Below are 12,632 nucleotides of genomic sequence, written 5' to 3' on the forward strand. Positions count from 1 at the left end.
AAAAGAATAAAATTGTAATGAGTTGTTCAAAAAATTATTATATAATAGATGATGAAAAATAATAGATAATAAAAAAATAATGTGAATTAGTTAGGAGAGAGATGTAAAATTGGAAAGTTTAAAAGAGTGTATGGTAAAAATGGATATAAGCAATACTTCTCTAATAAAAAAGATGGAGGATGTTTATATCAAAAAAGTTATTTACTTTAAGGAAAATAAAACTGTATATTTTTATCTATCTTCTAAGGATATTGTTCCCTACGAATATTTAGAAAGAACTCAGAGAGAGATAAAGGCCAAGAATAAATATTTTAGGGATATTAAGTTTAAGGTAGAGTATACAGGATTTGATAGAAAATCTGAAAAAGATATAATGAAAAAATATTGGCCAAATATAGTCTATATTCTAAAGAGTATATGTCCGTCTATATCTGGATGGCAGAAGGAGATAGAGTATCTTTGTATAGATAATAAGTTAAAGATAAAGATTCCAAAGGGGATATTCTATCAAAGAATAATGAATAAAAATGTTGTAACTACTCTAAAACATACGATAAGTGAAGAATTTGGACTTGATATGGATGTTGAAATAGAGAGTGCAGTAGACGAAAAAATAGATAGACAAAAGTTGGTTGAAAAGATAGACAGAGAATTTAATGAAAAGGTAATGATTTTAGAAAAGGAAAATAGAAATAAATCTCAGGAATCAGAGGAAGAAAGCGGATATGTTATAAAAGATGAAAAGGACGAAAATATGATTTACGGTGAAAATGTAAACGTCCTTACAGAAAAAATAGAGGACTTAGACAATAATTCTGGGACTGTAGGTATAGAAGGGACTATATTTAATATTGAGATTAAAGAACTTAGAAATGGGAAAATCCTTCTAATGCTTATGGTTACGGATTATACAAGCTCAATAACATGTAAAATATTCCTGACAGATACAAATAAAGATTGGGTTCTTGGGAAAATTAGCAAGGGAATGTATATAAAGATAAAGGGAGATGTTCTTTACGATACATTCCAAAGAGAGATAAGTATGACAATCAGTGGTATGAGAAAAGAAGAGCGAGAAGAAAGAAAAGATACTGCTGAGAAGAAGAGGGTAGAGCTTCATGCACACACTCAGATGTCTTCAATGGATGCTATTTGTTCTGTTAAAGGACTGGTATCTCGTGCTGCAAAATGGGGACATCCTGCAATTGCAATAACAGACCATGGTGTTGTTCAGGGATTCCCAGATGCTATGAATGCAGCTAAAAAGGAAGGAATTAAAGTCCTTTATGGGGTTGAAGGCTATCTAACAGAAGATAATAAAGATGCCATAGAGGATGCAAATGATGAAAGTCTTTCTCAGGAATTTGTAGTATTCGACTTGGAAACTACAGGATTTTCAAATATAAACGACAAGATAACAGAAATAGGTGCTGTTAAGATAAGAGATTTTAAGATTGTTGATAGATTTAGTGAGCTTGTAAATCCAGAAAAAGATATATCTTATAGGGTGCAGGAGCTTACAGGAATTACCAACGAAATGGTTAAAGATAAGCCTACGATAGAGGAAATACTTCCTAAGTTTATGGAGTTTGTAGGAAATGATGTTCTTGTAGCTCATAACGCAGATTTCGATACAGGATTTATAATGCAGAAGTGCAAAGAGCAAGGATTAGAGTATAAAAATAAAAAGGTAGATACATTGATGCTTGCTAGAATTATGCTACCTAATTTAAAAAGATATAAGCTAGATAAGGTTGCAAAAGAGGTAGGTGTGCAGTTACTTAATCACCATAGAGCAGTAGACGATGCCGAAGCAACTGCAAATATTTATATAAAATTCCTTGAAATGTTAAAAAAACGCGGAGTAGAAAAATTATCCGATGTAAATACAGTACTTGGTAAGGTTGATTATACAAAACTAAAGACTCACCATATAACACTGATTGCAAAGAATCAGACGGGAATTAAAAATCTTTATAAAATAGTATCTGATGCACATGTAAATCATTTTTATAGAGCACCGAGAATACTTCAAAGTGTTCTAGATAAGTACAGAGAGGGAATTATTGTAGGATCTGCTTGTGAGGCAGGTGTTGTATACGATGCCGTTAAGAAAAGACTTCCTGATGAAGAAATGGAGAAAATTATAGCACCGTATGATTATATAGAAATAATGCCTATAGATAATAATAGGTTTATGATAGATAACGGAGATGTCGAGGACGAGGACGAATTAAAAGAAATAAATAGAAGAATTGTAGAGACTGCTAAAAAGTTTGGAAAGATTCCAGTAGCTACAGGAGATGTCCATTTCTTAGATAAGCACGATGCTATTTTAAGAAGGGTACTTAAATTTTCACAGGGATTTAAGCTAGATGATGAAGAAACTTATCTACATTTTAGAACTACAGATGAGATGTTAGATGAATTCTCTTATTTGGGAGAGGAACTAGCTTATGAGGTTGTTGTAGAAAATACAAACCTTATAGCTGATATGGTAGAAGATGTTAAACCAATACCTGATGAAACCTATCCCCCAGTAATTGAGGGTTCTGATGTGGAGCTTAGAGAAATGTGTTTCAAAAAGGCTGTGGATATTTATGGAGACCCACTGCCTGAGATAGTAGAAAAGAGACTTAATAGAGAGCTAAACTCTATAATTGGTAATGGTTATGCGGTGATGTATATAATTGCACAGAAGCTAGTTGCAAAATCACTTTCAGATGGATACCTTGTTGGTTCGAGGGGGTCTGTTGGTTCATCTTTTGCAGCTACAATGAGTGATATAACAGAAGTTAATCCACTTCCAGCACATTACGTTTGCCCTAATAAAGACTGTAAGTATTCGTACTTCTATGCTATAGGTGAATGGGGTTCTGGAATAGATTTACCAGATAAAGTTTGTCCAAAATGCGGTGAGAAACTTATAAAAAACGGACACGATATACCTTTTGAAGTTTTCCTAGGATTTGAAGGAGATAAAGAGCCAGATATAGACCTTAACTTCTCAGGTTCATATCAGCCAGTTATCCACAAATATACCGAGGAACTATTTGGTGAAGGGCATGTTTATAGAGCAGGTACAATAGGTACAGTAGCGGAAAAAACTGCATTTGGTTATGCTAAAAAATATGTTGAAGAAAATGATATAGAAGTTCCATCAGCTGAGGTACTTAGGCTGGCTGAGGGTTGTACAGGTGTTAAGAGAACATCAGGGCAGCATCCTGGAGGGGTAATGGTTATACCAGATTATAAGGATGTTTATGATTTTACTCCGATACAGTATCCAGCTAACGATGTAAATTGTGGAGTTATAACTACTCATTTCGACTATCATTCTATAAGTGGTAGAATCCTAAAACTGGATATACTTGGGCACGATGGTCCAACAATTATAAGAATGCTTGAAGATATAACAGGAATAACAATAACAGATATTCCTCTTGATGACCCAGCTACAATGTCTCTGTTTACTTCAACTGAGGCATTAGGTGTTACTCCTGAGGAAATAGACTGTGAAATAGGATGTCTTGCTATTCCAGAATTTGGGACAAAGTTTGTTAGACAGATGCTTTTAGATACGAAGCCAACTACATTTGCCGAGCTTGTCAGAATATCAGGGCTTTCTCATGGGACTGATGTTTGGGTAAACAACGCACAGGATTTAGTTAGAGAAAATATAGTTGGGCTAAAAGAAGTTATATCGACACGAGACGATATAATGAACTACTTGATATTTAAAGGACTTCCACCTAAGATGAGTTTCACAATAATGGAGAGTGTCAGAAAAGGTAGGGGATTAAAGCCTGAACATGAGGCTGCGATGATAGAAAATAATGTTCCGGATTGGTATATAAATTCTTGTAAGAAAATAAAATACATGTTTCCTAAAGCACATGCAGTTGCATATGTTATGACATCTTTCAGACTTGCATATTGTAAAGTACATTATCCAGAGGCATTCTATGCTACATACTTTACTACTAAGGTTGAGGATTTTGATGCGGATCTTATAATAAAAGGATACGATGCGATAAAGGCAAAGAAAAAAGAAATAGAAGAGCTTGGAAATGATGCAACCCAGAAAGAAAAGGGAATGTATATAATTTTAGAAGTTGCTCAAGAAATGTACGCTAGGGGAATAAAGATTGCACCTGTTGATATTTATAAATCGTCTGCATCTGAGTTTGAAGTGATTGGGCCTGGACTATTAAGACCACCTATGACAGCACTTCAAGGAGTTGGAGAAAATGCAGCTATACATATTGTCGAGGAAAGGGAGAATGGAGAGTTTATTTCTAAGGAAGATTTTAGAAAGAGAACTAAGATTTCGAGAACTGTTGTAGAAACACTAGACAAACATGGTGCACTTGGAAGTATGAGCGATAAGAATCAGCTATCTTTATTTTAAAAAATTTATTTAAAGTAAATGTTAGATTTATATATCAGATGACATTATCATAATATATTGTAAATTATTGTTGTCAAACCTTGCAAACATGGGAAATGTATGCTAATATATAAATTAATACAGTTTATCTTTTACAAGGAAAGGAAGAGTGAGGCAGTGGTTCTCACTCTTTTTTATGGAAAAAGAACGAAAAATTACAATTGAATAAGGAGGATAGATAATAATGAAAAAAAGTGAAATAGTAGCTAGAGTTGAAGAAATGGTTACTGCTATAACAGACGAAAAAGGTTTTGAAACAGTAGATGTCGAGTATGTTAAAGAAGCAGGACAGTTCTATTTAAGAGTATACATAGATAAAGAAGGTGGAATATCTCTAAACGAATGTGAAGAGGTAAGTAGAGAGCTAAGTCCAAAACTTGACGAGAATGATTTTATCGAAGAAAATTATTATCTTGAAGTATCTTCTCCTGGAATTGACAGAGCACTAAAAAGAGATAAAGAGTTTGTGAAGTACAAAGGAAGAGATGTAGAAATAAAACTTTACAAGGCAATAGACGGTGTTAAACAGTTCGAAGGGGAACTAGTAGGTTTAGATGATGAAAATAATATAGTTGTTATAATAAATAATGAAGAAGTAAAATTCAATAGAAAGGACGTTGCAATAATAAGATTAGCTATAAAATTCTAGTCTTAAATGCACAAGGAGGAAAAATGAATCAGGAATTTTTAAACGCATTAAACGAGATAGTAGAAACTAAAGGTATAGACAAAGAAATACTTATAGATACTATCGAACAGGCTCTTTTAACAGCTTATAAGAAAAACTTTGGTCAGGCACAGAATGTTGAAGTAGAATTTGACAGAGATAACGGAGATATAAAAGTATATTCTACAAGAGAAGTAGTTGATGAATCTAACTACTACGACAGCTTCCTAGAAATAGAACTTTCAGAAGCTAGAAAAATAAGCCCAAGCTACGAAATAGGAGATGTTATAAGAAATGAAGTAACTCCAAGTAACTTTGGTAGAATAGCAGCTCAGACAGCTAAACAGGTAGTTGTTCAGAGATTAAGAGAAGCTGAAAGAGAAATAGTTTACAACGAATTTATGGAAAGAGAAAGTGAAATAGTTGATGGTGAAATAACTAGAGCTACTCCAAGCGTTGTATACGTAGATCTTGGAAAAATAGAAGGTGTTATGCCTCGGAGCGAAAAAATAGACAGAGAAACATACAAAGAAGGTCAGAGAATAAAAGTTTACGTAGTAGAAGTTAAAAAAGGAAGTAAAGGACCTCAGATAATAATATCAAGAAGCAATCCAGGTCTTGTTAAGAGATTATTTGAACTTGAAGTTCCAGAAATAGAACAGGGAATAGTTCAGATAAAATCAATAGCTAGAGAAGCTGGTTCAAGAACTAAGATGGCTGTTAAATCATTAGATGAAAAAATAGATCCAATCGGAGCATGTGTAGGACCTAAAGGTTCAAGAGTTAAAAACATAGTTGATGAACTTGGAGATGAAAAAATAGATATAATCAAATACAGCGACGATTATGCTGAATTTATATCTGCATCATTAAGCCCATCAAAAGTTGTTAAAGTTGAAGTTGATGAAGAAGAAAAATCTGCATTAGTAGTTGTACCAGATTACCAGCTTTCATTAGCAATAGGTAAAGACGGACAGAATGCTAGATTAGCAGCTAAACTTACAGGATGGAAAATAGATATAAAAAGCGAATCTCAGTATGAAGAAGATTTAGCAAATGGTGTATACGATAAAAAAGAAGAAAGCGAATTAGAATTCAATGATGAATTTGCAGATTTCTCAGATGAAGATTTATTCGCAGATGATATAGAAGAAAAAGAAGAAACTGTAGAAGAATAGATGAGTTAGGAGGGATTGTTTTGCAGAAAGTGAAAAAAGTACCTCAGAGAAAATGTATAGCTTGTCAGGAAAGAGATTCTAAAAAAGGTCTTATAAGAATAGTTAAAAATAAAGAAGGCGAAATATTTTTAGATCCAACAGGTAAGGCAAATGGTAGAGGTGCATATATTTGCAAAAGTGCCGAATGTCTTAAAAAGGCTATAAAAAGTAAAGCGTTAAATAGAGCTTTTAAAATGGAAGTACCACAAGAAGTATATGAAAGATTACTTACGGAGTTAGAAGATTATGAATAATATGTCTAAAAAAAGAGTAATGTCACTATTAGGTCTAGCTACTAGAGCTAGAAAGGTTGTATCAGGAGATGATACGACTCTTCAAGACTTAAAAAAGGGAAAAGTAGATTTAGTTATTGTTGCAACAGACGCATCAGATAATACTAAAAAGCTTTTTAGAGATAAATCATCTTTTAGAAATGTAAAGATGGTTGAATACGGAACAAAGGAAGAAATTGGAAGCGCAATAGGTAAAGATTTTCGTGCTGTTATAGGTATTGAGGATAAAGGCTTTGCGAAGAAGATAGTAGAATTGATAGAAGAAATTTAATATAGGGGGTGGTCTTTTGTCAACAAGAGTAGACCAGTTAGCAAAAGAATTAAAAATATCGATTGAGGAGCTTATAAGCAAATTAAAAGCTTTCGATATAGAAGTAGCAAGTGAAGAGGACGTTCTTGAAGGAGAAGAATTCGAACTTGCTTACGAAATGATAAAAGAAGAAATAATAGCTGAAAGAGGTAATGTTATATCTCTTAGCGGAAAAATAACTGTACAGGATTTAGCTAATGAAATGGGTAAAACTGTATCAGAAGTAATAAAAGAGCTTATGATGATGGGTACAATGGCAACAATAAACCAGGAAATAAGCTTTGAAATAGCATCATTAGTTGCTACTAAATTCGGATTTGAATTAACTACAGCAGATGATAGTGAAACAGAAGACGAAATAGAAAAATTAATGGAAATAGAAGAAGATAAAGAAGAAGATTTAAAACCTAGACCACCAGTTGTAACAGTTATGGGACACGTTGACCACGGTAAAACTTCTTTACTAGATGCAATAAGAAAAACAAACGTAACAAAAGGTGAAGCCGGTGGTATAACTCAGCACATAGGGGCTTCAGAAGTTAAAATAAACGGACAGAAAATAGTATTCCTAGATACACCAGGACACGAAGCTTTCACATCAATGAGAGCAAGAGGTGCTCAGGTTACAGATATAGCTATACTAGTTGTTGCAGCAGACGACGGTATAATGCCTCAGACAGTAGAAGCAATAAACCACGCCAAAGCAGCAGAAGTTCCACTAATAGTTGCTATAAACAAAATAGATAAAGATGGAGCAAACCCAGACAGAGTTAAACAGGAATTATCTGAACACGGACTTCTTGTTGAAGACTGGGGTGGAGATGTTATAGCAGTTCCAGTTTCAGCTAAGAAAAATATAGGAATAGACCACTTACTAGAAATGGTTCTATTAGTTGCTGAAATGGAAGAATTAAAAGCAAATCCAGATAAGAGAGCTGTTGGTACAGTAATAGAAGCACAGCTTGATAAAGGTAGAGGACCAGTTGCTACAGTGCTTGTTCAGGGTGGTACTCTAAGAGTTGGAGATCCAATAGTAGCAGGTGTTGCAAGTGGTAAAGTTAGAGCAATGATAAACTCAAAAGGTAAGAGAGTTAAAGTTGCTGGACCATCTACTGCAGTTGAAATACTTGGACTTTCTGATGTTCCACAGGGTGGAGACCAGTTCGTTGAAGTTCCAAGTGATAAAGTTGCTAGAAGTATAGCAGAAAAAAGACAGCAGCAGCAGAGAGAAGAAATGTTAAAATCAAGCCAGAGATTATCTCTTGATGATTTATTCAACCAGATGAATGATGGATTAAAAGAATTAAATATAGTTATAAAAGCAGACGTTCAGGGTTCTGTTCAGGCAGTTAAACAGTCATTAGAAAGATTATCTAATGATGAAGTTCAGGTTAAAGCTATACACGGTGGTGTTGGTGCGATAACTGAAACAGACGTACTTCTTGCAGCTGCATCTAATGCTATAATAATAGGATTCAACGTTAGACCAGTATCAGGAGCTGAATCACTAGCTGAAAAAGAAAATGTGGATATGAGAACATACACAATAATATACAAAGCTATAGAAGATATACAGGCAGCTATGTGCGGTATGCTTGATCCAGATATAGTTGATGAAGACACAGGTAAAGCAGAAATAAGAGAAACTTATAGAATATCTGGTGTTGGTACAGTTGCTGGATGCTACGTAACAAATGGTAAAATATACAGAAACTGTAAAGCTAGAATAGTAAGAGACGGTATAATAGTTCATGAATGTGAATTAGCTGCTCTTAGAAGATTCAAAGACGATGTTAAAGAAGTTGCAGAAGGATACGAATGTGGTATGAGCTTCGTAAATTATAACGATATAAAAGAAGGCGATATAGTAGAAGCATACATAACTAAAGAGGTTGAAAGAACATTATAATAGATAATAAGATGTTTCTCTTAATTTTAGGAGATTAAACATATTTAAGTCGGCTGCTAATTTAAAAATTATAAAAGGAAAGAGGTCGAAGATATGACATCATATAATAGAACAAGAAGAATATCAGAAGAAATAAAAAAAATAATAGGGCAGATGTTAATAAACGGAATCAAAGACCCTAGAATAACATCTATGATAAGTGTTACAGATGTAGATGTTACTAATGATTTAAGATATGCATTTGTATATGTTAGTTTATTAGGTGGAAATGAAGAAGAATCTCTTGCTGGATTAAAAAGTGCAGCAGGCTATATAAGAAGAGAAGTTGGAAGAAAAGTAAAACTTAGATATATACCTGAAATAGTATTCAAAGTAGATGACTCTATAGAAAGAGGTATGTACATGGATAGCCTGATCAAAAAGGTTCAGGAGCACGATATGGAAAATAGCAAAGAGGTAGAGGAAGATGAAGAGTAAATTTATCCCACAGGTAGACAGTGTAATAAAATACATCGATAATAACGATACTTTCGTAGTTACTTCACATGTCAGTCCAGATGGAGATAATATAGGTTCTACTCTTGGAATGTATAGATTTTTAGAAAAATTAGGTAAGAAGGTTTATCATGTGCTAGACGATGATATTCCTTCTAATCTAGCTTTTATTTCAAAGGATGTAGAAAAATTAACTTCTACAGAATTTAATGAAGAAAATTATGTAATGTTGGCTCTTGACTGTGGAGATGAAAAGAGAATTTGTGTAAGTGATGATATAAAGAAAAATGCCAGTACTAGAGTTTGTATAGACCACCATGCTAGTAATGATGCAAGTTTCTGTGAGGTAAACTACATAGACAGTGAGGCATCATCTACATGTGAGCTTGTATACAACATAATAAGAAGATATGGTGATTTAAAAGATAAAGATTATATAGATGAGGTAATAGCATCTAGATTATATACTGGATTATCAACAGATACAGGAAACTTCCAGTATTCGTCTACTGCACCATCATCTTTTGAAATGGCTAAAGTTTTATTAGAACATGGCGCAAAAAGAGATATGATTATACAGAAGTTATATCAGAGTAATTCTCCAAACTACTATAGATTATTAGGGGATGCACTTAATACCTTAAGTATAGCTGAGGCTTCTAATGGACAGCTTGTAGCTTCTATATGTGTTTCTATAGATATGATGAAAAAACATTCTATAGGATACAACGATATAGATGGTGTTACAACATATACTAGAGATATAGAAAATGTTGAAGTAGGAATATTTCTAAAAGAAAAAAGAAAGGGCGAAATAAAAATAAGCCTACGCTCAAAAAATGATATAGATGTGAGTAAAATTGCTATGCAATTTAACGGTGGTGGACATGTAAGAGCTGCCGGATGCACAATAAATGATACTATTGAAAATGCAGAAAAAATTATAAAAGAGCGGGTTTTAAGGGCTTTTTAGGATTAACTATATGGATAAGATAATAAGTATTTTAAAACCTACTGGGATGACATCAAATGATGTTGTTGGAAAAGCTAGAAAAATTTTAAAAATAAAGAAAATTGGACACACTGGGACATTAGATCCTGACGCTGCTGGAGTACTTCCTATTTGTATAGGTAGGGCAACAAAGGTAAGTGAGCTTATTTTAAATAAAGAAAAATCATATTTATGTGAATTGACTCTTGGGGCAGCTACAGATACTTATGATTCATCTGGAGAAATATTGTTTAAAGCACCAGAGGATTTTGAATACACAGAAGAAGCTATAAAAAAAGCATTTGAATCTCAGATGGGGGACATAGAACAGTATCCTCCAAAATATTCTGCTCTAAAAGTAAATGGCAAGAGAATGTGTGATTTAGTTAGAAGCGGAAGAGAAGATGAGATAGTTCTTAAACCTAGAAAAGTTACTATAAAAAAACTAGAAATATTGAGTATAGATAATAATAAAGTAAGATTTTATGTTGAGTGCTCAAAAGGGACATATATAAGAAGTATATGCTATGATATAGGCGAAATTTTAGGATGTGGAGGACATATGTCATTCCTTCTTAGAACATCTTCAGGAAAGTTCAATCTTGAAAATTCTATAACTTTAGATGAGTTAGAAAAATTTGTTGAAGAGGGAACAGTTGAAGAGCATGCATTTGATATAGACTATACTTTAGATTCATATCCTAGGATAGTACTTAGAGACAATGCTGTTAAATACTATTCTAATGGTGGAATCATAGAATCTTATAGATTTGATGAAAAAAATTATACAGATAAAGATGAGTATGTAAGAGTTTACAGTCACGAAAGATTTATCGGAGTTGGAAGATTGATAAGAGAAAACGGAAAAACCAGTGTGAAAAGCGATAAAATCTTTGTATAAGCTACAAAAATTTAGGTTTATGCAGGATAAAATAAATTCTATTAAAACTACCGGAGTATTAATATGAAAATTATTAAAGCCATAAAAGATATAGATATTGAATTTGATACAGTTGTTACGATTGGTAACTTTGATGGAGTTCACAAGGGACATCAAGTGCTTATCGAAAAAACAGCTACATACGCAAAAGCGAGGGGCATTAAAAGTGCTGTTTTTACATTCTTAAATCATCCAATAAACTATTTTGTACCTGAAAAAGTAAAGAATATATTCGATGAAAAGGAAAAACAGAGACTGATAGAGGGCTTTGGAATAGATTATCTAATAGATATACCTTTTGACAAGGCGATGACTCAAATATCAGCAGAACAATTTGTAGTTAAAATATTGAAGGACAAAGTACATGCAAAAAAAATAGTTGTAGGACATGATTTTACATTTGCTAGAAATAAAGAGGGAAATGTAAATGTACTTAAAGAAATGGGGCATGAATATGGGATTGAAGTAGAAGTAGTTCAACCCATAAAAATAAATGATATAAGAGTAAGCAGTACGTTTATAAGAGAGTTAATATCTGAAGGGCGTGTTGATGAAATTCCTCAGTATTTGGGTACTCCTTATGTAATAGAAGGAGAGATAATACATGGAAAGGCTAATGGAAGAAAGATGGGATATCCAACTGCAAACATAAGCCTAAAAGATCAGATTATCAATCCTAAAAATGGAATCTATGCAACTAGAGTAATTATAGATGGCAAAAAATATTTTGGAGCCACTAATGTAGGAATGAATCCGACTGTAAATGGAAAAGATCTTTCAATAGAAACAAATATTCTTGATTTTGATGAGGATATATACGGTAAAATAGTTAGAATCGAGTTTTTGGAAAAAATAAGAGATGAAAAGAAATTTGAATCGCTTGATGAGTTAAGAAAACAGTTGGATATAGACACTGGATTTGTTAGAGAAAAATATATATCAAATGAAAATAACAAGTAAAAAAATATTTGCAAATATTTTTAAGATATGTTACTATAAGTAAGGTGATTAACCCACACTCAGCAGTTGAACACTCCGATCACTGCCTAGTGAAGGGCGATTATAATAAATTTATGGAGGAAACAGAAATGATAGCAAACAAATCAGAAATAATCAAAGAATTCGGAAGAAAAGAAGGAGATACAGGTTCTCCAGAAGTACAGATAGCTATATTAACAGCTAGAATAAACGAATTAAACGAACACTTAAAAGTTCACAAAAAAGACCATCACTCAAGAAGAGGTCTATTAAAAATGGTTGGTAAAAGAAGAAACTTACTTTCTTACTTAAAAGAAAACGACCTAGAAGGATACAGAGCTTTAATAGCAAAATTAGGTTTAAGAAAATAATTTTATTTATC

11 protein-coding genes are annotated in these 12,632 nt (G+C 33.1%); all 11 read left to right on the top strand.

Going from position 1 to position 12,632, the window contains the following annotated elements; all coding sequences use genetic code 11:
- Window positions 1–109: 109 nt before the first annotated feature.
- Complete coding sequence (locus ACK2WO_RS06115) at window positions 110–4,411, top strand: PolC-type DNA polymerase III (RefSeq protein ID WP_414697069.1); 4,302 nt, start codon at window positions 110–112, stop codon at window positions 4,409–4,411.
- Window positions 4,412–4,634: 223 nt separating this feature from the next.
- A complete protein-coding gene (rimP, locus tag ACK2WO_RS06120; RefSeq protein WP_414697070.1) occupies window positions 4,635–5,099 on the top strand; it encodes a ribosome maturation factor RimP in 465 nt (154 codons plus the stop codon).
- A gap of 23 nt (window positions 5,100–5,122) precedes the next feature.
- A complete protein-coding gene (nusA, locus tag ACK2WO_RS06125) occupies window positions 5,123–6,295 on the top strand; it encodes a transcription termination factor NusA (protein WP_178411636.1) in 1,173 nt (390 codons plus the stop codon).
- 20 nt (window positions 6,296–6,315) lie between these two features.
- The gene (rnpM, locus tag ACK2WO_RS06130; RefSeq protein ID WP_178411637.1) at window positions 6,316–6,588 is read left to right on the top strand and encodes an RNase P modulator RnpM; all 273 of its coding nucleotides are present in this window, start codon (window positions 6,316–6,318) and stop codon (window positions 6,586–6,588) included.
- A complete protein-coding gene (locus tag ACK2WO_RS06135; protein ID WP_178411638.1) occupies window positions 6,581–6,898 on the top strand; it encodes a ribosomal L7Ae/L30e/S12e/Gadd45 family protein in 318 nt (105 codons plus the stop codon). The genes rnpM and ACK2WO_RS06135 overlap by 8 nt, the downstream gene beginning before the upstream one ends.
- 16 nt (window positions 6,899–6,914) lie before the next feature.
- Complete coding sequence (gene infB, locus ACK2WO_RS06140) at window positions 6,915–8,846, top strand: translation initiation factor IF-2 (protein ID WP_414697071.1); 1,932 nt, start codon at window positions 6,915–6,917, stop codon at window positions 8,844–8,846.
- Between the two features lie 93 nt (window positions 8,847–8,939).
- Window positions 8,940–9,323, top strand: coding sequence for a 30S ribosome-binding factor RbfA (gene rbfA, locus ACK2WO_RS06145; RefSeq protein ID WP_300529813.1), 384 nt, complete (start codon window positions 8,940–8,942; stop codon window positions 9,321–9,323).
- Window positions 9,313–10,314, top strand: coding sequence for a DHH family phosphoesterase (locus ACK2WO_RS06150; protein ID WP_414697072.1), 1,002 nt, complete (start codon window positions 9,313–9,315; stop codon window positions 10,312–10,314). Before rbfA ends, ACK2WO_RS06150 begins: the two co-directional genes overlap by 11 nt.
- A 10-nt stretch (window positions 10,315–10,324) precedes the next feature.
- Complete coding sequence (gene truB, locus ACK2WO_RS06155; RefSeq protein WP_178411934.1) at window positions 10,325–11,233, top strand: tRNA pseudouridine(55) synthase TruB; 909 nt, start codon at window positions 10,325–10,327, stop codon at window positions 11,231–11,233.
- 63 nt (window positions 11,234–11,296) lie between these two features.
- Window positions 11,297–12,232: a bifunctional riboflavin kinase/FAD synthetase gene (locus tag ACK2WO_RS06160; protein ID WP_414697073.1), complete on the top strand. Its 936-nt coding sequence runs from the start codon at window positions 11,297–11,299 to the stop codon at window positions 12,230–12,232.
- A 131-nt stretch (window positions 12,233–12,363) separates the two neighbouring features.
- The gene (rpsO, locus tag ACK2WO_RS06165) at window positions 12,364–12,621 is read left to right on the top strand and encodes a 30S ribosomal protein S15 (protein ID WP_414698738.1); all 258 of its coding nucleotides are present in this window, start codon (window positions 12,364–12,366) and stop codon (window positions 12,619–12,621) included.
- Window positions 12,622–12,632 lie beyond the last annotated feature (11 nt).

This window comes from Peptacetobacter sp. AB845, assembly GCF_047528295.1.
Taxonomy (GTDB): domain Bacteria; phylum Bacillota; class Clostridia; order Peptostreptococcales; family Peptostreptococcaceae; genus Peptacetobacter.